The organism is Candidatus Leptovillus gracilis, assembly GCA_016716065.1.
Taxonomy (GTDB): Bacteria; Chloroflexota; Anaerolineae; order Promineifilales; family Promineifilaceae; genus Leptovillus; species Leptovillus gracilis.
Map to the genome: position 1 here is coordinate 59,455 of JADJXA010000004.1, position 22,184 is coordinate 81,638.

Genomic DNA, 22,184 nt, shown 5'->3' on the forward strand with positions numbered 1-22,184 from the left:
GGAAACGGCCGTTTTCTTGAGATGCTTGACTGGGAAAACGGCCGTGTTCTACAATCTCACTATGTTTGCCTGGTTGACTGACAAATCTCAGATTTTCACCGCGGAGAGCGTGGAGGACGCGGAGATTTTCTCTAGTACAGCCTCCGCGCGCTCTGCGTTCTCCGCGGTTAGATAAGTTTTGTCAGTCAATCAGATGTTTGCAGTTTTGGTACGCCTTACTTTTTGGATACGCGAGTTGCAGGTTATGTCATTCTGAGCGGAGTCTTCGGAGCGAAGAATCCCTACCTGTTGGCGGGAAAGGGATTCTTCCTCGAAGACTTGTCAGAATGACCAGGTTCTACTAACCTCTGATCATTACTATGAAACGCATGTCTAACGCCCAGAAATATCTTATAAAGTTATCGCGTCGTCGTTCGCGTGGTTATCCCTTGGCCACCATCGCCTATTATGGCCCGACCGATCAGTTAGCCACAAAAGTGGCGGTTGGCATCAGGGATAGGTACGACAAACTCCTTGAAATGCGTCGTTGGTATTCTGAAACTAGCGATATCCGCGCCGACGAAACTGTTTTAGAGCAGATCGTGGCGTTTATGCAGGAGTATGACGCGCAAAACGCAGTCACTCCAGACCGAATTATTGGTTGCCCCCACGAAGAAGGCATAGATTACCCGGAAGGCGAATCATGCCCGCAGTGCCCATTCTGGCACGGCCGTGACCGTTGGACGGGCGAACTGCTGCATTGACCGGTGTCTGGATTCTTACCCACGCCATACGCTGACGTAAACGCCGTTTTGCGCGATTTGTTAAACGGCGCACAATCAATTCTAGCCGAGAACTTCGCCGGGTTTTACATGTATGGCTCATTAGCCAGTGGCGATTTCAACCCGGACAGCAGCGACGTGGATTTCATCGTCGTCACCTATCATGCCATCCCCCCCGACCAACTGCCAGAATTAGAGGAGCTGCACCAGGAGTTAACGGCCGTTCACCCCCATTGGGCCATCCACCTCGAAGGCGCCTACCTCCCCTTGGCCGATTTACGCCGCTACGACCCGGCCGGCGGCCCCTATCCCCACTGGCACGAACGCCGCTTCTACGTCGCCGGGCAGGGCAGCGATTGGATCATCCAGCGCCACGTCCTGCGCCAATGGGGCGTGACGCTGGCCGGACCGCCGCCCGACACGCTGATTGACCCGGTGACGCCGGACGATCTGCGCCGGGCGGTGGGCGGCGTGCTGGCCGAATGGTGGATGCCCATGCTCGACGACCCGACCTGGCTGCGCGACCGTCTCTATCAGGTGTTTGCCATCCTGACGATGTGTCGGGCGCTGCACACCCTGGAGACCGGGACCATTGTCTCCAAACCGGCGGCGGCGCGGTGGGCGATGGGGGTGGAAAACGGCCGTTTCTCCCCCCTCATCACCCGCGCCCTGGCCTGGCCGACCGAACCCCAACCCGACGTCCTGCCGGAAACGCTGGAGCTGCTGCGCTACACCGTCGCCCGCAGTCAGGCAATCGGCCTTACCCGTCCCTCCGTCAAACGGCTATAATCTTGCCCATGGACGATGCAACCCTGGAAACTTGCCCCGGCTGCCAGGCCCGACTGCCCATTTCCGACGCGCCCAGTCATCGCTACATTGGTGCGTCGGGTGCGTGCTGGGACTTATTTGCCGCATTGTCCAATGGTGGTTCGCCGCCATTGGTTCCTGGGCCGCTGAATGGGTTATTGGTAGACGCTTATGCCGCGCAGCATCCCGGCGTGCCCTCCGACCAATCCATTCAATCCGTCGCCGTACATTTGTTGGCATTGTATGGCGTTCTGGAAAAAGGGCGGTCCCCGGACCAGGCGTTGGCTATCCGCCTGCAAGCGCTCAGCGAGAAACGCCAGCCTAAACGCGGCCGTTATCAATGGTTGACCCCACCAGATTTCAGCGGCGGCCTGACCATTCCCGACATCGTAGCGCGGCCAACAGCGATTGAGCGTACAGAACTGCTGGACAGGTACGTCCGCGAAGTTTGGGCGTGCTGGGCGCCGCTGCATCAAGAGACAGTCGCTGCCTGGTTTCGACAGTTTGTGGACGGTGATTGAGATGCCACGCGCGCCACATTTTTACGTCGGCGACGTGCCCATCTAAGGCGACGTCATCCTGACCCCCTGGCCGGGTATTCCGACGTGCCCTACCGCGCCTCGGCCGCGCCTAAGGCTCCGCCATGAACTACACTGAATTCACCCCGCCATAATGCACTGCGTTACCTTACAATACAACCTCTCCATTTCTTGTAAAAATTATCCAATGCTTTTTTGCGCGCTTTCTTCCTATACTTTATAGGCTGGCATTGTGTATCTTTCACACCATGTTAGGCGCCATTTCAACGCCTCGCCGACGCCAGTTTGTCGGCGTGTACATTTACAAACTGCTTCAACATCGCCCCGTTTGTTGAAGAGAGAAGAGAGGAAAGCGACATGCACGAGTTACAGGCAACAGGTAAGCAGAGTAAGGCCCACGATAAGCAGCATGGGTCAGAAGAAAACAGCCTGCCCGATGCGGGCGAAGACCACCAGCAAAGCTGTCGTCCTCCTTCCGCCCAGGGTTTGTACGATCCCCAATTTGAACGCGACGCCTGCGGCATCGGCTTCGTCGTCAACATCAAAGGCCAGCCTTCCCACGACATCATCCAAAAAGCCCTTACCGTTTTAGTCAATCTCACTCATCGCGGGGCCACCGGCTCAGAACCCAACACTGGCGACGGCGCCGGAATCCTTTTTCAAACGCCTCATAAATTTCTCCAAAAAGTTACCTCAACCGAAAACATCACCCTGCCATCCCCAGGCCAATATGGCGTGGGTATGGTCTTTTTGCCGTTGGAAAGCGACCTGCGGCTGGCCTGCGAACAGCAGTTTGAGGCCATCGTCGCTGCCCAGGGGCAAACGGTTCTGGGCTGGCGCACCGTGCCCACCAGCGACGCCACCCTGGGCATCACCGCCCGTTCCAACGAGCCGGTGGTGCGCCAGGTGTTCATCGGCCGCAATCCGGCCATCCAGACCGACATGGATTTTGAGCGCCGCCTGTACATCATCCGGCGGCTGGCCGAGAAGCAAATTCGTTATGGCGAGAATACGCACGGCCGTTTCTTCTACATCGCCAGCCTTTCCTACAAAACCATCGTCTACAAAGGCATGTTGCTGTCCGAGCAAGTCCAACCCTTTTACCCCGACCTGCAAGACGCAGACATGGAATCGGCCCTGGCGCTGGTCCATTCCCGCTTCAGCACCAATACCTTCCCCTCCTGGGAACGCGCCCACCCCAACCGCTACATCATCCACAATGGCGAAATTAATACCATTCGCGGCAACCAGAACTGGATGCGCGCCCGCGAATCGCTGCTCGCCTCGCCCACCTTCGGCGACGATTTAGCCGAACTTTTGCCGGTGATTGACGGCGACGGCAGCGATTCGGCCATGTTTGACAACGCCCTGGAATTTTTGCTGCTGAACGGCCGTTCCCTCGCCCACGCCATCATGATGATGATCCCCGAACCCTGGTCCAAGCGCCCAGACATGGACCCCACGCTCAAAGCGTTCTACGAATACCACAGCGCCCTTATGGAACCGTGGGACGGTCCCGCCTCCATCGGTTTCAGCGATGGCTTCCAGATTGGCGCGATTTTGGACCGCAACGGGCTACGGCCGTCGCGCTACACCGTCACCAAAGACGGTCTGGTCGTTCTGGCTTCCGAAACCGGCGCGCTGGAAATTGCCCCGGAAAACATCGCCTACAAAGGGCGGCTGGAGCCGGGCCGCATGTTGTTGATTGACACCGCTGCCGGCCGCATCGTCAGCGACGAAGAGTTAAAGGCGCAAATCGCCCGCCAATACCCCTACGGCGAATGGTTGGCCGAGCAGCAAATCACCCTGGCCGCCTTGCCCGAAGGCAGCGGTCCTACGCTGCCCGATCACGCCACGGTGGTGCAGCGGCAGCAGGCGTTTGGCTACACCTTTGAAGACCTGCGCCTGCTGCTGACGCCGATGGCCCAAAACGGCGTCGAAGCGCTGGGTTCGATGGGCGACGACACGCCGCTGGCGATATTGTCGGAGAAGGCGCAGCCGCTGTTTAACTACTTCAAGCAGCTCTTCGCCCAGGTCACCAACCCGCCCATAGACTCCATCCGCGAAGAACTGGTGACGAGCAGTATCACCTTGTTGGGATCCGAAGGCAATCTGCTGGCTCCCGGCGCGGCAAGCTGCCGCATGATCAAGCTGGACCATCCCATTCTCACCAACGACGACCTGGCAAAATTAAAAGCCTTGAATCTGCCGGGCATCCAATCGGCCGTTTTGCCGATATTGTACCCGGTGGCCGATGGCGGCGCGGGATTGGAACGCGCGTTGGACGAGTTGTTTGCGGCGGCGGACACGGCCGTATCCCACGGCGCTAAAATCCTCATCCTCTCCGACCGGGGCATCAGCCGCGAGCAGGCAGCCATCCCCAGCCTGTTGGCCGCCGCCGGGCTGCATCACCACCTGATCCGCCAGGGCAGCCGCACCGAAACAAGCATCGTCGTTGAGTCGGGCGAACCGCGCGAAGTCCACCATTTTGCCGTCCTCATCGGCTACGGCGTGGACGCCATCAACCCTTACCTGGCCTACGAGACGATTGGCGACATGCTGCGCAAGCGGCTGGTGACGGGCGTCAGCTACGACGAAGCCGAGTACCATTACGTCAAAGCCGTTTACAAGGGCGTGGTGAAGATTATGTCCAAGATGGGCATTTCCACCGTGCAAAGCTATCGTGGCGCGCAAATTTTTGAAGCGCTGGGGCTGCATAAAGACGTGGTGGACCGTTATTTCACCGGTACGCCCAGCCGCATCCAGGGCGCGGACCTGAACACGTTGTCAAAAGAAGTGGAAATCCGCCACAAAACGGCTTTCCCGGAACGGCCGTCGAACGGCCACGTTCTCCCCGTCGGCGGCAAATACCAGTGGCGGCAGGGTGGCGAACCCCACCTGTTTAACCCCAAGACAATTCATGCGCTGCAAACGGCCGTGCGCAGCGGCGATTACGAAGCCTTCAAACTCTATTCCCAGGGCGTCAACGACCAGAGCCGCAAACTCTACACCCTGCGCGGCATGTTAGATTTCAACTTCGCCGCCGAGCCGGTTCCGTTGGACGAAGTAGAATCGGTCGAAACCATCGTGCGCCGCTTCAAGACCGGAGCCATGTCCTACGGCTCCATCAGCCAAGAGGCCCACGAAGCGCTGGCCGTCGCCATGAACCGCCTGGGCGGCAAAAGCAACACCGGCGAAGGCGGCGAAGACCCAGCCCGTTTCCGCCGCGACGAAAACGGCGACTCGCGCAAAAGCGCCATCAAGCAGGTCGCCAGCGGCCGTTTCGGCGTCACCAGCCATTACCTGGTCAACGCCACCGAAATTCAAATCAAGATGGCCCAGGGCGCGAAGCCGGGCGAAGGCGGCCAGCTTCCCGGCCGCAAAGTCTATCCCTGGGTCGCCAAAGTGCGCCTCTCCACCCCCGGCGTCGGCCTGATCTCGCCGCCGCCCCACCACGACATCTACTCCATCGAAGACCTGAAACAGCTCATCCACGACCTGAAAAACGCCAACCCGCGCGCCCGCATCAACGTCAAGCTCGTCTCCGAAGTGGGCGTGGGCACAATCGCCGCCGGGGTCGCCAAAGGCTACGCCGACGTCATCCTCATCAGCGGCCACGATGGCGGCACGGGCGCGTCGCCGCAAACCAGCATCAAACACGCCGGGCTGCCCTGGGAATTGGGCCTGGCGGAGACCCATCAAACCCTGCTGCTCAACGATTTGCGCAGCCGCGTGACGCTGGAAACGGACGGCCAGCTTAAAACCGGGCGCGATGTGGTCGTCGCGGCCCTGCTGGGCGCGGAAGAATTTGGCTTCGCTACCGCGCCGCTGGTCTCGCTGGGCTGCATCATGATGCGCGTCTGCCAGAAAGATACCTGCCCGGTGGGCATCGCCACACAAAACCCGGAACTGCGCGGCAAATTTGCCGGTAAGCCGGAACACGTGGAAAACTTTATGCGCTTCGTGGCCCAGGAAGTGCGCGAATTGATGGCTCAACTTGGCTTCCGCAGCCTGGAAGAAATGGTCGGACGGACTGACAAACTGCGCGTGCGCGCGGGCATTGACAATTGGAAGGCGCAAGGATTGGACCTGACGCCGATTTTGCACCAGCCAGAAGTTAGCCCCAAAGTGGGGCGCACCTGCCAGGTGTCGCAAAATCATGGGCTGGATCAGGGCATGGACCGCCAGGTCTTGCTGTGGTTGTGCAAAGACGCCCTGGACACCGGCAAGACGATCAACGCCACGCTGCCCATTCGCAACGTTCACCGCACGGTGGGCACAATGTTGGGCGGCGAAGTAACGCGGCGCTACGGCGCGAAGGGGCTGCCGGAAGATACCATTCACCTGCATTTCCAGGGATCGGCCGGGCAGAGCTTTGGCGCGTTTATCCCCAGAGGCATGACGCTGGAACTGGAAGGCGACGCCAACGACTACCTGGGCAAAGGGCTGTCGGGTGGCAAACTCATCCTTTATCCGCCGGCGGCGGCGACGTTTGACCCGGCGGAGAACATTATCACCGGCAATGTGGCGCTGTATGGCGCGACCAGCGGCGAGGCTTACGTCAACGGCATAGCCGGCGAGCGATTTGCGGTGCGGAATTCGGGGGCAACGGCCGTTGTCGAAGGCGTCGGTGATCATGGCTGTGAATACATGACCGGCGGCCGGGTGGTTATCCTGGGACGCAGCGGGCGCAATTTTGCCGCAGGCATGTCCGGCGGCATCGCCTACGTGCTGGACCGCGAAGGTGACTTCTACCAGCGCGTGAACATGGAGATGGTCTCCCTGGAGCGCCTGAAGGATTACGACGAAATCGAAGCGCTGCGCCTGATGGTTCTGGACCACGCCAAATACACCGACAGCAAACGCGCCTGGGACATCCTGGCCGTCTGGCCGGAGATGGTTCCGCAGTTCGTAAAAGTGCTGCCCAACGATTACCAACGCATGTTGCAGGCCATTGAGCGGGCCAAATCCACCGGCCTGGACCAGGACGAAGCGGAAATCGCCGCCTTCGCGGCTAACATGAACGACGCCGCCCGCGTGAGCGGCAACTAAAATTGGATAGCTACACGGATAACACGGATTAGACGGATTTTCATGGAGTTTGTAGTGAGCAAAAGTTTGTTGCTGTCATTCTGAGCGGAGTCTTCGCAGCGAAGAATCCCTGGTTGTCGGCAGCAAGGGGATTCTTCCTCGAAGACTCGTCAGAATGACAGCGATTCTCACGAATCCGTAAAAATCCGTTCAATCCGTCAAATCCGTGTACCTATCTTGAGTACATTGGAACTGAAGCATGGCAAAAGCGACTGGATTTTTGGAATTTGCACGTGAAACCCCGGCCGACCGGCCGGTTTTGCAGCGTTTGCGCGACTGGCAGCCGATTCACCTGCATTTGGCGGACGGCCGTTTACAAAATCAGGCGGCGCGCTGTATGGACTGCGGCACGCCCTTCTGCCACACCGGCAAAGTCATCAATGGCATGGCCTCCGGCTGCCCCATCAACAACCTCATCCCCGAATGGAACGATCTGGTGTATCAGGGCTTGTGGCAAGAAGCCTATGATCGGCTGACCAAAACCAACAATTTCCCAGAATTTACCGGGCTGGTCTGCCCCGCGCCGTGTGAAGCGGCCTGCACGTTAGGCATCAACGACCCGCCGGTCACGATTAAAAGCATCGAATACGCCATCATCGAAAAGGCGTTTGACGAAGGTTGGGTGCAGCCCAACATCCCGGCCAGACGCACCGGCAAAAAAGTGGCCGTCATTGGCTCCGGCCCGGCCGGGCTGGCCTGCGCCGACCAGCTCAACTGCGTCGGTCATGCGGTGACGGTGTTCGAGCGCGCCGACCGCATCGGCGGGCTGCTGATGTACGGCATCCCCAACATGAAGCTCGACAAAACGTTGGTGCAGCGGCGCATTGAGTTGATGGCCGCGTCGGGCATCAACTTTCGCGCCAACAGCCACATCGGCGTGGATGTGCCCGCCGCGCAATTGCGCGACGAGTTTGACGCTATTGTGATTTGCACCGGCGCGACAAGGCCGCGCGATTTGCCCGCCGCCGGGCGCGATTTACGCGGTATCCATTTCGCCATGGACTTTTTGCATGGCAATACGGCGGCGGTGTTAGGAACAGTGGAAAATGGTCAATGGTCAATGGTCAATGGTCAATTGCCAATTGATGCCGCCGACAAAGATGTGATTGTGATTGGCGGTGGGGACACGGGCACGGACTGTGTGGCGACTTCGCTGCGGCACGGCTGTAAGAGCCTGGTGCAGTTCGAGATCATGCCGCAGCCGCCGACGCAGCGCGCCCCGGACAATCCCTGGCCGCAGTGGCCGAAAGTTTACAAGCAAGATTATGGGCAGGAAGAGGCCACGGCCGTTTTCGGCAAAGACCCACGCCAATATGCCATCATGACCAAGCAGTTCATCGGCGACGCGCAGGGGAACTTGCAAGCGGTGGAGACGGTGGAGATTGAGTGGGTGATGGATGGCAACGGCCGTTCGCAGCTCCGCGAACTCCCTGGCACAAACAAAACCTGGCCGGCCCAGTTGGTCCTGCTGGCGATGGGTTTCCTCGGCCCGGAAAACCCGGTGCTGGCGCAGTTGGGCGTGGCGCAGGATACGCGCTCCAACGCCCAGGCCGCTTATGGCCACTTCATGACCAACGCGCCGGGCGTGTTCGCTGCCGGTGATGCCCGACGTGGGCAAAGCCTGGTCGTTTGGGCGATCAACGAGGGGCGCGGCGCAGCGCGGGCTGTGGACCAATGGTTGATGGGGGAAACAGATTTGCCGTAAAGGGAGGGGTCTGTACAAGATCAAGTTTCATCAAGACCTGACAGGTTTCCGAAAACCTGTCAGGTCTTTTTTCGCCACTTTGCCTTTTCCCTCTTGACAACCAATATCAAAAACATTATTATTATTGATAATGTTACAAATTCTGATAATTTAATTGTTCCTTTAATCGAGGCAGTATGGATTTTCCTAAAGCCGATCTGATCATCCACCCGGTGCGCCTGCGCATTTTGCAGACGTTGGCCGACGAGCCGTTGACAACGCGAGAAATTGCCGCCCACCTGCCCGAGGTGCCGGAATCCTCCCTATACCGCCATCTGAAGCTGCTGCTGGACGGGGAGTTGATTGTCGTTGCCGACGCGCAGCTTGTAAACGGCATTCAGGAAAAGTGGTACAGGCTGGCGCAGCCGCCACGCCTGGGACCAGACGATGTATCCGGCATGACAACCGATGACCATCTGCGCTACTTTACGAACTACATTCTGGCAACACTGCGGGACTTTGCCCACTACTTGCAGCAGGCGGCTGACGCCGACGGGCATGTAGATATGTTGGCCGACCGCACCGGTTATACCGAGACCTACCTCTTTGCCAGCCAGGCGGAGCTAGACGCTTTTCAGGGCAAGTTGCAGGAGGCGTTTCTGTTGTTGGCCGAGAATGGCCCGGCGCCCGGCCGCCACAAACACAAATTTGTATTCATTACCCATCCGCTGTGAGAGGATGGTTGGATGGTTGATGAGCCAACCATCCAACCATCCAACTAACGAGGCTTCCTAATGGACCAATTACGTGAATTTATCCCTTTGCTCATTCCGTTGATTGTGGTGCAGCTTATTTTGATGACGGCGGCGCTGCTTGACCTGGCGAAACGGCCGTCTACTCGCGGTCCGAAATGGCTCTGGGTGCTGATCATCATCTTTGTCAACACCATTGGCCCCATCATTTACTTTGTGTTGGGGCGCGAGGAGGCGTGACGTGAACGCTCACAGCCCTCAGCCCGACCGCCCGCAGGCCATCCGCTGCGAACATCTCAGCCGGACCTACGGCACAATACAGGCGCTCAAACCATTGGACCTGACAGTAGCGGCCGGGGCGATTTTTGGCTTCCTGGGGCGGAATGGGGCCGGCAAGACCACCACCATCCGCCTGCTGACAGGGCTGGCGCGTCCCAGCAATGGGCGCGCCTGGGTCAACGGTATCGAAGCTACTCGCGCCGACAGCGCCGCCCGCGCCCAATTTGGCTACCTGCCCCAAGACCCGGCTTTTTACACCTGGATGACTCCCCTGGAGTATCTGGACTACGTGGGGCGTTTGTTTCATATGGACGCCGCCGCCCGCCGGCAGCGCAGCGCCGAGATGTTGGCGCTGGTAGGTCTGGAAGATGCGGCCAAACGGCACATTGCTGGCTTTTCTGGTGGTATGGTGCAGCGGTTGGGCATCGCCCAGGCGCTGCTGCACGCGCCGCCGGTGCTGTTTCTGGACGAGCCAACCAGCGCCCTGGACCCGGCCGGCCGCTATGAGGTGTTGGAACTCATCAGCGCGCTGCGGGGGCAGGTAACTGTTTTTCTCTCCAGCCATATTCTGGCCGACGTGGAGCGGGTTTGTGACACGATTGGCATCATCCACCAGGGGGAACTGCTGCTGGTGCAAGAGCGGGAGGCGCTGCTGGCGCAGTACGCCACCAACGTTATCTCGCTGGAACTAGACCGCGCCTGTCTGGCGCAAGCCGCCAATTTGCCGGCGCAGCTGCAGGCGCAGCCCTGGGCGCTGGGGGTGACGCAAGAGGATAACCACCTGCGCGTGACGGTGGATGACGTTGCCGTCGCTAAAGAAGCTTTGCTGCCGCTGTTGGCGGGGCAAGGCGTGGTGCTAAACCGGTATGAATGGATACGGCCGTCGCTGGAAGATGTGTTCTTACAACTCAGCAAGTAAGGGTTCATAAAACATGACCATCTTTCTTTACACAATTGTTATTGCTTTAATTATCTTGCTGCCATTGGTGACGGCCGTCTGGTTCCGGCGGCGTTTTGTGGCCCCCTGGTGGCTGTTCCTGGTCGGCGCGGCCACCTTTGTCGGCTCGCAGATTGTTCATCTGCCGCTCAACAACTGGCTCACCGATTTGGGCGTCATTGGTCCGGCGCTGCCGGGAGACGCTAATTTTCTGCGCACGGCCGTTATTCTGGGGCTGTCGGCCGGGCTGTGCGAGACGGCCGCTCGCGTTGTCAGCTTCGCCCTGCTCTTTCGCTGGCGCGCCGCCGAACGGCGCGAAGATGGCCTGATGGTCGGGCTGGGGCATGGCGGCATTGAGGCCATGGGGTTGGTTGCCGTGCTGATGGCCGCGAGCCTTTCCAGTCTGTGGGCCTTGCGCGGCACAGATTTGAACACGCTTAACCTGACGGCCGAGCAGCTTACTTATCTCACCGGCCAACTGCAAGGGTTGGAGCAGGTATCCTGGGCGCCGTTGGCCGCACTGTTGGAACGGGCGATAGCCATGTTCATGCACGTGGTATTGGCGCTGTTGGTGTGGCAGGCGTTTCGCCGGCGCAAGGCGCTGTATGCCCTGGCGGCGCTGTTGTACCATGCGCTGTTTGATTTTACGGCCGTTTACCTGGGCCAAACCCTCGATCAGGTAGGTTGGTTGTATCTTGTCTTGCTGGTGATGCTGCTGCCGGGTGGCGTGTGGTTGTGGCGCATGTGGCCGGTGGATGGCGAACGGCCGTCTACCCAGCCGGTTGCCATCGAGCTGCGGCTGTTTGGCGCGGCGCTGCGCAAAGAGATGTTGCAGCAGTGGCGTACGCGGCGCATCCTGGTAGTGGGGGCCGTTTTTGTCATCTTTGGCCTCGGTTCACCTTTGCTGGCAAAGTTCACGCCGCAAATGCTGACCATGATCGAGGGCGCGGAGCAGTTTGCCGACCTTATTCCGGTACCGACGCAGGCGGACGCCATGATCCAATACATCAAAAACATCACCCAGTTCGGCTTTATCATCGCCATTCTGCTGGGTATGGGCGCGGTAGCCGGAGAAAAGGAGCGCGGCCAGGCGGCGTTGATTCTGAGCAAGCCGCTGCCGCGTTGGGCCTTTTTGCTCAGCAAGTTCACCGCCCAGGCGCTGATGTATGCCGCCGCTTTTTTGTTGGCGGCGCTGGGGGCTTACTATTACACCCTCATCCTCTTTGAACCTTTTCAGTTTTGGCCTTTTGTGGTGGGCAACGGGCTGCTGCTGCTGTGGCTGTTGACGTTTACGGCCGTTACCCTTTTTGCCAGCACCCTCAGCCGCAGCAGCGGTGCGGCGGCCGGCGTGGCCTTGCTGGGCGCGGTATTTCTATTGTTGATGGGCAGCATCCCACAGCTTGCCCCCTTTGCGCCGGCGGCGCTGGTCGGCTGGGCCGGGCAGTTGGGGTTGGTAACGGCCGTTCCGCCCCAGGGAGGCGCGGTTGTCGCCAACACCCTGCTTATCATCCTGCTCCTGATGGGCAGCATTGCTGCCTTTGAAACCCAAGAGCTTTAGTACTTTACGAGCGAACTGTTTGCACAGCGAACAAGAATATTGTCAAAGATTGCGCGGATTACGCAGATTCTTCATCTTCAATCTGTGAACTCTGCGTCATCTTTGATAACCCTTTTCGGTTCTGGCTTGACCAGGTCAGGATGCGTAAGAATAATAGCTTTCCGCCCAAACCCGACAGGTTTTCGGGAACCTGTCGGGTTTTAAGCATACAATGCGCGGAGGTCACGGAAGTCTCGGTTTATTCTTTCCGTGTTCTCGGCGTTATTTTTTTTGATACACTCAGGGTATGAGTTTGCTGTAGGAGATATTTGTATGAAATCTACTAGTTTGCTGGCGCTGGCCTTCATGGCTTTGTGCGCTGTGGTGGGCCTGCCCCAATCGGCCGAAACCTCACCTCCAGCTTTCATTGAAACCCTCAGCCTCAGCGGTGACGATTGGGCTGCCGGCCAGGGTTTTGCTTATGCTCTAGCCGATGAAGGCATTGTGATGGATGGGGTGGGCTTAACGGCCGTCTACACCACCGCTCCCATCGAATCCCCTTTTCCCTTTAACGCGGTTGTGCCCGGTTGGCAGGCAGACCTACCGGATGGCGCGGCGCTGGAAATAGCCATACGCACGGCCGTTGACGCGAACGCCTGGAGCGACTGGTACGACATACACAGCCACAATGATTGGACCCTGCCCGGCGACGCCATCACTACCGGGGATATGGTTGCCGTGCCGGCCGCCAATGGGACCCACCGCTGGGTGCAGGTGCGGGTGATGCTTACCCGCGAGGCGGCTGACGCCCAGCCGCGTCTATCCCTGCTCCGGTTGACCTTCATAGACAGCACGGCCGGCCCGACCATCGCCGAGATGCAGGCACAGCAGGCGGAATTAGACGCCGAACGTCAGGGAACGGCCGTCGCCACCAACTTCCCCCGTCCCGCAGCCATCAGCCGCGCCGTCTGGTGCATTTACGATACCTGTGATGACCTGGCCGACCTGGTCTATCAACCGGTCACCCATCTGATTGTCCACCACACCGTCACCGACAACGGCTATGCCAACGCCGCCGACGTGGTGCGCGCCATCTACCTGTTCCACCGCGACACGCAGGACTGGGGCGACATTGGTTACAACTATCTCATTGATCGCAGCGGCGTGATTTTTGAAGGCCACATGAACGAAGATTTTCTTAATCTGGACGTGGTGGGCATCCACGCCGGGGAAGCCAACAGCGGCAGCCTGGGGGTGGCGCTCATCGGCACATTCACCACGCCGGATGAGTACCAGGTGTCGGATACACCTCCGGCGGCCATGCGCAGCGCCCTGGCAGACCTGTTCGCCTGGAAAGCCGACCAGCGCGGCATCGCCATCTACGACGCCAGCCGTCCGGTGAACATGGCCTGGGGGCTGCCGCACGTGATGAGCCACCGCGACGTGTACGGCGGAGCCAATACACTCTGCCCTGGCGGCAACGCCCATGCTTATTTGCCCTGGCTGCGCACGGCCGTATCCCAGCGCATCGGTCAGGTCTCGCCTTACACCTTCGTCAGCGAGACCAGCGCTGCGTTTACGCGCAGCAACAACACCTGGTATGAGCCGCCGGGCGGTTGTGGCTGGCAGGGCCACGCCTATTACACCTGGTCGGTCAGCAATCCGGCGCAAAGCACCCACTGGGGCCAATGGCGGCTGACCATCCCCCAGGCTGGCGCTTACGAAATTCAGGTGTATGCACCGTACTGCTACACCCAAAATTCGGAAACCAACGGGGCGCGCTACCAGATTACTCATGACGGCGTTACGGAAACGGTTGTGGTGAGCCATGAAGCTAACGTGGGGTTGTGGATGTCGCTGGGCACGTTTGCCCTGCCCGCCGGGCCAAACACCACCGTGCGCCTGACCGACCTGACGACCACCGACAGCGGCGTGGGCGTCTGGTTCGACGATGTACGCTTCCGCCCGGTAGATACGGCGACGATCAGCGGCCTATCACCGGCCAACGGCGTATGGGCCAATCAGACGACAGTCAATTTCTCCTGGGAATTTGACCTGCCGACGCTGGTCTATGCCACACAGGTGGAAGTGGCGACGGACGCGGCATTTGCCAATGTGGTGGCGGCGCAAAGCTGGCCGACGGCCGTTACCCAATTCAGCCACACCTTTGCCCAGGATTACCCGGCGTTGTTCTGGCGCGTAACGGCCACCAACCAGAGTGGGTCGCCTTCGGTCTCGCCGGTGGCTTCGTTTGGCCTGGACAGCACGCCGCCAGAATCGGTGGTAACGGCCGTGTACACCACAACCGTTGACACAGGCTACCTGCTCTTGTGGCAAGGGCAAGACAATCTGGCCGGCGTAGCCGCTTATACCATCCAATATCAGGCAGAGGGTGATGTGGGTTGGACGGATTGGTTGACGTCCGTTGCCCACACCAGCGCGCATTTCAGCCCGCCCAACCCCGGCCAGGTTTACTATTTCCGCAGCCAGGCCGTAGATTGGGCCGGCAATCTGGAAGCGCCCCACGCCACAGCCGACATCAGCACCGATCAGGCAATTGCCCTGCCCCATGTTATAATGCTGCCGATTATTCAACGGAATTAACAGCCAGTGTCCCATGTTTCATCTCGTCCCACCGCACACTGAACACCGAACACTGAACACGGAATACTGAATACGGAGGAACAGTCAGGCATGTCAGAGATACAGCACGTTGACGTTTTGATCGTGGGGTCGGGGCCATCGGGAACATCCACCGCGCTGCATCTGGTGAAGGAGCAGCCGGAGTGGGCCGGCCGGATTGTTGTGGTAGACAAGGCCATTCATCCCCGCGAAAAATTGTGCGGCGGCGGTATTACCCATATGGGACGCAACGTGCTTTCGCGCCTGGGGCTGACGCTGGAGCCGCGCCACTTCGACGTGCGCGAAGCGCGGTTGGTGTACCAGGATAAGAGCTATTCCTTCCACGCCAATCCTGTTTTTACCATTGTGCGCCGCGATGAATTTGACCATTGGTTGGTGAAGCTGTGCGAAAAACGGGGCATTACGGTGCGGCAGGGCGAGGCTGTCAAACAGATCACGCCGCATGAGGATTATGTGGAAGTGGTGACTGAAAAAGCAACCTTTTGGGCCAAAACATTGGTTGGGGCTGATGGTTCGCGCAGTTATGTGCGCCGCGCCCTGAAATGGGATGATGAATCACGGGTGGCGCGGCTGGTGGAGGTGTTGACGCCGGAAAATGCCCATCAAGATCCTTTGTTTCAGAATCAGGTGGCGGTTTTTGATTTTTCGGCCATGTCGGGCCAGGGGTTGCAGGGGTACTATTGGGATTTTCCGAGCTATGTGGGGGGACGGCCGTTTATGAATCGCGGTTTGTTCGACAGCCGGGCGCGCCCAGAACGGCCGAAAGCGGACCTGAAGACCACGCTGCGCGACGCGCTGGCCGAGCGGCAGCGGGAGTTGGCTGATTACCAGCTAAAAGGGCATCCGATTCGTTGGTGGGATAGGAACGGCCGTTTTGCCCAACCCCGCGTCTTGTTAGTCGGCGACGCCGCCGGGGCCGACCCGCTGATGGGTGAAGGTATTTCCTTTGCCCTCGGCTACGGTCAGGTGGCTGCCCAAGCCATTCAGGACGCCTTTGCCCGCCAGGAGTTCAGCTACGCCACTTATCGCCAGCGATTGTTGGCCGATCCGTTATTTAAACAATTGGATCGCCGCACCCGTCTGGCGCATATTGCCTACAAGGCGCGTCATCCGTTGGTCATTCGCCTGGGCTGGCAGGTGGCTCGCCTGGTGATTCGCTTCACCCCCTGGGGCAACCCGGACTACAAGCCGGTAGACCCGCCCGAACAATTTTGGGGCGATATTGTCAAAGGTCTGTCCTGAAAACCAGGTTACGCTTTGGGACGGCCGTATAACCACCAGTAGTCGTTTTCTGGGTACGCTTCTTGCCACACGGCCGTCAGGACAAACTCGCCGCGCTGCCACTGCTTTTGCAGATAGCTGTCCATCTGGGCCACATCGTTTGTTATCTGCGGCTTGAGGTGATAGGGCGGCGTCTGCAATTTGTCCATCAGTGCGGCAATCACCAACCGGGTGTCTACAGTGTTGGCATAATACTCTTGTTCTGTCGCCATCCGGCTGGTGGCGTTACGCAGGTAGCTGCTCCATTCCCGCAGGCGGGCGTGCAGTTCGTCGTTTGACCGGTTTTCAAAGCGCACCACTTTTTCTTGCAGCATACCGTTGAACGTCCCAATCGCCTTGTCCAACCGCACCTGATCTACAATGGCGAGTTTGTTTTTTAAGGCCAACAAGCGCGTCTGGCGCATTAAGCAGCCCCCAATCGTCAGCTTGGGGGGCATGCCTGCCTGATTGAGCGGCCAATACGTCGCGTCGCTGTCCAGATAGGCTTCTATTTGGACAATCATTGTCTCCAGAATCCGCAAATCTTGAGCCAAAACGTCCTTTGTCTCGCTCATGGCGAACCCCCTTTTTTGGATGCTTATGTTTACCGATTCATGCCTTCATGATAATCAGGGGGTCCCGATGGCGTCAAGTGTATTTTGTCATGTTGGACGGCCGTATAACCACCAGTACTCGTCCAACGGATACGCCGGCTGCCATTCTTCCGCCCAGACAAAATCACCCGGCGACCAGCGGCGGCGCAGGTTGCGGTCCAGCAAGTCTACCCGTTGGGGAATACGTTCGTCGAGGTGATAGGGGGGCATCTCCAATTTGTGAATCAGGGCGGCGATCATGGCACGGGGTTCAACGGCCGTCGCGTAATTCATCCCGGCCGCTTTTTTGTTTTGCAGGTCGCGTAGGTATTCATCTACCTGGCGCAGGCGGGCATCCAACTCTTTGTTGGCTTTGGCCTCCAGGCGCACAATTTTTTCCACCAACGCCTGGTTAAATTGAAAGACGGCCGTCTCCAGCCGGGCAGCGTCGGGCGAGGTCAATAAATGGCTCAGGTTGAATAAACGGTGCTGACGCATCAGATAACCGCCCAATGTCAGCATGGGCATGTCACCAAAAGCCAGTTTGCCAAACAAAATATCGCTCTTGAGATAATCGGCCATCCCGTCTGCCATGGCTTCCAGAATGTCCAGGTCTTTTTCTAATTTATCGTGTGCTGTTAACATGATCACCTACCTTGTTTCTTGTTAGCGGTGAGTTATTCGCCAACCGTCAGTTCAATCTCCACAAAATCACCCGCGCCATCCAGCCGGAGCAGCCGCGCCCCACTCTGCGGCTCGTACAAACCGATTAAGACAGCATATTGGCCAGCCGGCAGATCGGCCGGCAGCAGCAGATGGTGCGTATCGTCCAGCCAATCGCCTGCCTGCCATAAATGGGTGGGGTAAAAATTATTCAGCGGTGGCGCGTCGGCCCCGACCAGCCACTGCCGATTGGCGTCTAACAGATGGACGAAGACGGTGTAATTTTGGGTGGGCGCGCCATCAGCCTGCCAGAACAAAGTCAGGGCGATGGGCTGCCCGGCTACGGCCGTCTCCGCGCCCCACGTATACCCCACCAGGGTCACTCCGTCGGCAAAAGGCACGTTCAGCCGCGTCGCCGGTTCTGGCATGGACGTGGCAGCCGTCAGCCGCGCTGTTCCACCCACCAATACCGGGTTGATCGGCTGACCGTTCAGACTGCTTGCCGGCAGCGGTTGGGCGGCGTCTGTGTCGTATAGGCTGACGGCGAGACGGAGTTGGCTGGGGGCAACGGCCGTATGCCCCACATACACATGATACACGTCCCGATAGATGTCGCCAGCCTGCCAGCGGCTTGTGGCGATGGTCCCAGAAGCGGGGTAGCGGTCTATCTGCCCTACCGAGGCAAAATCACGCCCTAACAGATGAACGCTGCTGACATAATCGGCGGCGACCGGCTCGGCTGCTTGCCAATAGAGCACGGCAACGATGGGACCACCACCCGGCGTGGCCGACTGTCCCGCGGCCATCTCTACACCTACCAACCGCAGTTCCCCATCCGGCGCGGTGAAGCGGATGGGATCAATGGCGGCGCTGGCGGGTACGGCCGTTACCACCTCTGGCAGCGCGTAGGCCGGGCGAATGACCCACCAGGGGAGCAGCGCCGCCGCCAAGAACAGCCCACCGCCGACGGCCAGCGCCAGTCGCTGCCCCGCACGCGGTTTAAACCAGGCCAGCAGCCCCAGCGCCAGCAGCCCGTTGATCGCCCCCAACGCCGGAAACAGAAGCCGCCCCTGAAAAGCGGTGGAAATGATATTCCAACGCAGCAGCAGCAGAAACAACACGCCGATCCAGGCAGCCAGCAGCCAGCCGCCATTCGCCACAAATTGGCGGCGGTTTTCGGCCGGCCACAACCAACGAATGAGTCCGGCCAGGGCGACCAGGGCCAGGACGTTGAGGAGAAAATAGAACCCATTGGGCGCGGCCACGTTGACGCCGCCGAACAGCCCCCAAAAGCTGCGGTAAAAGGTGCCAAATTCATCCAACCAACCGGCCAGCGTCAGGGGCGTGTCGCGTGTGCCTTGCACGGCGATGAAGGCGTTTAGACCGGTCAGATCGCCGTAGATGCGCCAGTTGCGCAGCAGCCACCAACCGGCCGCCAACAGCGAACTGCCCAACACCAATGGCCCACCCAACCAGAAGAGGGTCCAATCGCGCTGCCGCCGGGCGAGCCAGAACAGGGCAACGGCCGTTAACACCAACAACCCCGCCAGACTCAACTTGGTCAATGCGCCCAGCCCAATAACCAACCCCAGCAGCCCATAGCGCCACCAGCCAGAACGGACCGCCGGGGCTGTTTGCCATACAATCAGCAGCAAAAGCAGCCCTACATGGCCCAGCAGAGCGGCCAGGGAGTCGTTGTTGACGGCGGCGCTGATGAAAAGAAACATCGGGTTGAAGGCCGTCAGAGCCACGCCAAGCAGGGTGATGGTGGGGGAGAAGAGGCGGCGGAGGAGAACGGCCGTTGTCAGCAATGTGCCCACACCCAATGCAATGGAAGCCAGGCGAATCAGATGAATTGCCAGCACGCTGCCCTGCCAGGGAAACGCTTCGCGCACCGGATCGTGAAGGATCAGGTTTTTGTTGCTCACCTGGTTGGGATTGCCGATGAAAGCGTGTTCGTTTTTGCGGTGCAGATCGGGCAGATCGTCGGTGGCGATGGGCGCGGTGATGGCGGCCATCAGCAGGTAATAGAGCGGCGGCTGCGCCGCTTCTTGCAGCCAGAGGCCGGGGTTTTCCGGGTCGAGGACGGGCAGTTGTGCCGCTGTTTGCACGTATTGCACAAAAGGATAATGCTTGTACTCGTCGGAAGACTCCAGCACGGGCGTGGCCTGGGCGTAGCTGATGGCCAGGCCAACATACAGCAGGAGGATGGCCGATAGAATGGTTTGGCATGAAGTAAGGCGGCGAATCATGGGCGCATCACCTCGATCCAGCCGGCCAGGTAGACATCGTTCGTTTGCCGTTGTCCCTGGACGACGAGCGGCAGGCGGGCGAGTGTGGCGCTGTTGTACAGGCCCAACCAGATGGGATAACGGCCGTCTGGCAAATCCAGCGGCAGGCTGATCGTGTAAACATCGTCAACCACTGCGCCAGCGGGCCAGAGCCGGGTGGGGTAACGGCCGTTCACCGGCTGGTTGTCGCCGGTGGCCACTGGCGGCTGCCCGGCTTCGCCCAGGTGAACCAGGGCTGTGTAATTTTCACCTGGCGCGTGGGTGGCCTGCCATTGCACGGTCAGGGTGATGGGCTGGCCGGGCTGCGCGGCGGTAGGGGTGAGGGAAACGGCCGTTAACGCAATCCCCTCACCTATGGTTGCCAGGGCCGGACCGGCCATCGGCCAGGCCTCCGGCTGAATGACGATTTCGCCCACCAGGGCGCGCGCTTGTTCGCCGGCCAGCCCGGCGTAGAGGGCCGCCAGCACCGGTATCCCGGCGGTCTCATCCAGGCGCAGGGCGAAGCGGTCGGCGATGATCGCCCCAGGGGACCAAAGGTTGGCGGGGTAAAGGCCACGGCCATGGTAGCTTTGCAGCCCGGCGACCGGCGCGAAGTTGCGGCCCAACAGCTCTAACACAAATTCAACTGGCTTTTCCGGTGGCTCGGTCGCCTGCCAATAGAGGGTAAGCCAGATGATATCACCGGGAACGGCCGTTGCTGTCTCCAGTTCCGCCCCCACCAGCCGCACGCCTTGCCCCATATCCATCGCCAACGAAACGGCCGTGGATGGTAAAGCGGCGATAACCGGCGGCGGCGCATAAGCCGGCCGCACCACAAAAAATAACGAATACAAGGTTGTTGCCAGGGCCAACAACAGCGCCAGCGGCGCAGCACCGCGCCAGCGCCACCGGCTAAGGCCATAGGCCAAGCCCAACGCCAGCGGCAAAATTGCCGGAAACAGCAGCCGCCCCTGCGCTGCCTCTGTTTGCAGCATAAACAGAAACAGTCCGGCATAAACCAGCAGCACCCAACCGGCCAATAGTAGAACGAGGACGAATTGACGAGTGACGAGTGACGATCGGCGATTGGCGATTGACGATTTGACGACGCCTCCCACCGCGGCCACAACCAACCCATACCACACCCAATACACCCACTGCGGCGGGCGCAGATTAAACCAGCCGAAGACAGCGAACAGCGACGGCCAGATGCTCTGCCATTCGCCCAAAACCTGGAGCGGGCTGGCTTCCCGGTCCCCTCCGGCGAACTGGATGAAGGGCGCAGTGGCCGTGATGTCGCCATACAGCAGCCAGTTGCGCCACCACAGCCAACCGCCCACCAGCAGCGCGGGCAGCAGAACCAGGAGCAAATTACCAATGGTGAATCGCCAATTGTGAATGGTCAACAGGCGCTTGAAGGTTGGCGGTTGACCATTGTCCGTTGACCATTGCCCGTTGACCATTAGAAAGCCCAGGGCATAAACCAGGAGGAGCGTTCCGGCATTTTTAGTCAGGATGGTCAGGCCGATGGTCAGGCCGAGGAGAAGGAGACGCGCCGGGGTGGTGTGGGTCTGCCATAGACGGATAAGCTGCCACAGGGCGGCGCTGGTCAAAAAGATGACCAGGACGTCGTTGCTGATGGCGCTGTGCAAGAAGTTGAATTGGGGCAGAAAGGCGACCAATCCGGCGGACAGCAGGGCAATTTCTGGCTGTCGCGGCCAGAGCAGGCGGGCGGCGGCATAGATGCACAGCAATGTGCCCAGGCCGATCAGCGCGGAGAGCAGGCGCAGCCGATAGGCGGGGGCGGCGTAACCGGGAGCGGGCAGCGGGATGAAGCGGTTGATGTTTGTTAGAGCGGAGGCATCGCCGAGAATGGCGTGGGGGTTGGGCCAGAGATCGGCCTGGGCCGGGGTCGCCTGCCCATCCCAGGCCAGCAGGGCGGCCAGCAGGTAGTAGAGCGGCGGTTGGGCCGCTTCCTGGCGCAGCCATTCTTCGTTGGGGCTGGCGATGGGCAGACGGCCGTTTTCCGCCACGTATAACACCGTGAAAAAGTGGTGGTGCTCGTCGGGCGCTTCAAACAAGGGGTTGATACGGCCGTAGCCGATGGTGATCAGCAAATAAGCGACCGCCAATAACCAGGGCAAAGCGCTCTGCCACCGCGCCAGCCAGGATGTCGCCGATACGCCAGCGTCGTCCTTCATGGGAGATGCACCGTAGTTAGCGCCAACTGGTCATCCGGTTGAGGCCCCGTTTCGTCTACAACCGGCAGGCGCATACTTCTTTCCGGCTGATAAAAACCCACCGTCAGCCGATAATCGCCAGGGAGCGCGTCCGCCGGAACAGGCAAGGTAATCGTATCGTGAATCAC

General features: G+C 59.6%; 16 protein-coding genes. 11 read left to right on the plus strand and 5 right to left on the minus strand.

Translation table 11 applies throughout. The features are described 5' to 3' along the window. Positions 1 to 359 precede the first annotated feature (359 nt). The 11 genes from IPM39_13045 (at position 360) to IPM39_13095 (ending at position 16,272) form a co-directional block, all read left to right on the plus strand. Positions 360 to 743 carry a hypothetical protein gene (locus tag IPM39_13045; protein MBK8986982.1) on the plus strand — a complete coding sequence of 128 codons (384 nt, stop codon included), beginning with the start codon at positions 360 to 362 and terminating at the stop codon, positions 741 to 743. A gap of 3 nt (positions 744 to 746) precedes the next feature. Next, positions 747 to 1,550: a DUF4111 domain-containing protein gene (locus tag IPM39_13050; GenBank protein MBK8986983.1), complete on the plus strand. Its 804-nt coding sequence runs from the start codon at positions 747 to 749 to the stop codon at positions 1,548 to 1,550. Positions 1,551 to 1,558: 8 nt separating this feature from the next. After that, positions 1,559 to 2,089, plus strand: a complete 531-nt coding sequence (locus IPM39_13055) for a hypothetical protein (protein ID MBK8986984.1) — start codon at positions 1,559 to 1,561, stop codon at positions 2,087 to 2,089. 375 nt (positions 2,090 to 2,464) lie between these two features. Then, the gene (gene gltB / locus IPM39_13060) at positions 2,465 to 7,159 is read left to right on the plus strand and encodes a glutamate synthase large subunit (GenBank protein MBK8986985.1); all 4,695 of its coding nucleotides are present in this window, start codon (positions 2,465 to 2,467) and stop codon (positions 7,157 to 7,159) included. 238 nt (positions 7,160 to 7,397) lie between these two features. Next, positions 7,398 to 8,903, plus strand: coding sequence for a glutamate synthase subunit beta (locus IPM39_13065; protein ID MBK8986986.1), 1,506 nt, complete (start codon positions 7,398 to 7,400; stop codon positions 8,901 to 8,903). A gap of 176 nt (positions 8,904 to 9,079) precedes the next feature. Continuing rightward, positions 9,080 to 9,616, plus strand: a complete 537-nt coding sequence (locus tag IPM39_13070) for a helix-turn-helix domain-containing protein (GenBank protein MBK8986987.1) — start codon at positions 9,080 to 9,082, stop codon at positions 9,614 to 9,616. A 60-nt stretch (positions 9,617 to 9,676) separates the two neighbouring features. Further along, complete coding sequence (locus tag IPM39_13075; GenBank protein MBK8986988.1) at positions 9,677 to 9,874, plus strand: PLDc_N domain-containing protein; 198 nt, start codon at positions 9,677 to 9,679, stop codon at positions 9,872 to 9,874. A 1-nt stretch (position 9,875) separates the two neighbouring features. Further along, entirely contained in the window at positions 9,876 to 10,832 is a 957-nt protein-coding gene (locus IPM39_13080; GenBank protein MBK8986989.1) for an ABC transporter ATP-binding protein, read from the plus strand. A 13-nt stretch (positions 10,833 to 10,845) separates the two neighbouring features. Next, complete coding sequence (locus IPM39_13085; protein MBK8986990.1) at positions 10,846 to 12,408, plus strand: YhfC family intramembrane metalloprotease; 1,563 nt, start codon at positions 10,846 to 10,848, stop codon at positions 12,406 to 12,408. Between the two features lie 312 nt (positions 12,409 to 12,720). Then, positions 12,721 to 14,991: an N-acetylmuramoyl-L-alanine amidase gene (locus IPM39_13090; GenBank protein ID MBK8986991.1), complete on the plus strand. Its 2,271-nt coding sequence runs from the start codon at positions 12,721 to 12,723 to the stop codon at positions 14,989 to 14,991. Positions 14,992 to 15,081: 90 nt separating this feature from the next. Then, on the plus strand, positions 15,082 to 16,272 hold the full coding sequence (locus IPM39_13095) for an FAD-dependent monooxygenase (GenBank protein MBK8986992.1): 1,191 nt from the start codon (positions 15,082 to 15,084) through the stop codon (positions 16,270 to 16,272). 8 nt (positions 16,273 to 16,280) lie between these two features. Here IPM39_13095 and IPM39_13100 read toward each other — a convergent pair whose 3' ends face one another. The 5 genes from IPM39_13100 to IPM39_13120 form a co-directional block, all read right to left on the minus strand. After that, entirely contained in the window at positions 16,281 to 16,865 is a 585-nt protein-coding gene (locus IPM39_13100; protein ID MBK8986993.1) for a hypothetical protein, read from the minus strand. An 87-nt stretch (positions 16,866 to 16,952) separates the two neighbouring features. Then, complete coding sequence (locus tag IPM39_13105) at positions 16,953 to 17,528, minus strand: hypothetical protein (GenBank protein ID MBK8986994.1); 576 nt, start codon at positions 17,526 to 17,528, stop codon at positions 16,953 to 16,955. Between the two features lie 32 nt (positions 17,529 to 17,560). After that, positions 17,561 to 19,798 carry a glycosyltransferase family 39 protein gene (locus IPM39_13110; GenBank protein ID MBK8986995.1) on the minus strand — a complete coding sequence of 746 codons (2,238 nt, stop codon included), beginning with the start codon at positions 19,796 to 19,798 and terminating at the stop codon, positions 17,561 to 17,563. Then, entirely contained in the window at positions 19,795 to 22,017 is a 2,223-nt protein-coding gene (locus IPM39_13115) for a glycosyltransferase family 39 protein (GenBank protein MBK8986996.1), read from the minus strand. Before IPM39_13115 ends, IPM39_13110 begins: the two co-directional genes overlap by 4 nt. Further along, positions 22,014 to 22,184, minus strand: coding sequence for a hypothetical protein (locus tag IPM39_13120; GenBank protein MBK8986997.1), 171 nt, complete (start codon positions 22,182 to 22,184; stop codon positions 22,014 to 22,016). Before IPM39_13120 ends, IPM39_13115 begins: the two co-directional genes overlap by 4 nt.

Excerpts from the sequence above, each read along its gene's own strand:
- IPM39_13045 (MBK8986982.1), top strand. The coding sequence starts at position 360 with ATGAAACGCATGTCTAACGCCCAGAAATATCTTATAAAGTTATCGCGT.
- IPM39_13115 (MBK8986996.1), bottom strand. The coding sequence starts at position 22,017 with ATGAAGGACGACGCTGGCGTATCGGCGACATCCTGGCTGGCGCGGTGG.
- IPM39_13100 (MBK8986993.1), bottom strand. The coding sequence starts at position 16,865 with ATGAGCGAGACAAAGGACGTTTTGGCTCAAGATTTGCGGATTCTGGAG.
- IPM39_13105 (MBK8986994.1), bottom strand. The coding sequence starts at position 17,528 with ATGTTAACAGCACACGATAAATTAGAAAAAGACCTGGACATTCTGGAA.
- IPM39_13110 (MBK8986995.1), bottom strand. The coding sequence starts at position 19,798 with ATGATTCGCCGCCTTACTTCATGCCAAACCATTCTATCGGCCATCCTC.
- IPM39_13055 (MBK8986984.1), top strand. The coding sequence starts at position 1,559 with ATGGACGATGCAACCCTGGAAACTTGCCCCGGCTGCCAGGCCCGACTG.
- IPM39_13070 (MBK8986987.1), top strand. The coding sequence starts at position 9,080 with ATGGATTTTCCTAAAGCCGATCTGATCATCCACCCGGTGCGCCTGCGC.
- gltB (MBK8986985.1), top strand. The coding sequence starts at position 2,465 with ATGCACGAGTTACAGGCAACAGGTAAGCAGAGTAAGGCCCACGATAAG.
- IPM39_13065 (MBK8986986.1), top strand. The coding sequence starts at position 7,398 with ATGGCAAAAGCGACTGGATTTTTGGAATTTGCACGTGAAACCCCGGCC.
- IPM39_13095 (MBK8986992.1), top strand. The coding sequence starts at position 15,082 with ATGTCAGAGATACAGCACGTTGACGTTTTGATCGTGGGGTCGGGGCCA.
- IPM39_13075 (MBK8986988.1), top strand. The coding sequence starts at position 9,677 with ATGGACCAATTACGTGAATTTATCCCTTTGCTCATTCCGTTGATTGTG.
- IPM39_13085 (MBK8986990.1), top strand. The coding sequence starts at position 10,846 with ATGACCATCTTTCTTTACACAATTGTTATTGCTTTAATTATCTTGCTG.
- IPM39_13090 (MBK8986991.1), top strand. The coding sequence starts at position 12,721 with ATGAAATCTACTAGTTTGCTGGCGCTGGCCTTCATGGCTTTGTGCGCT.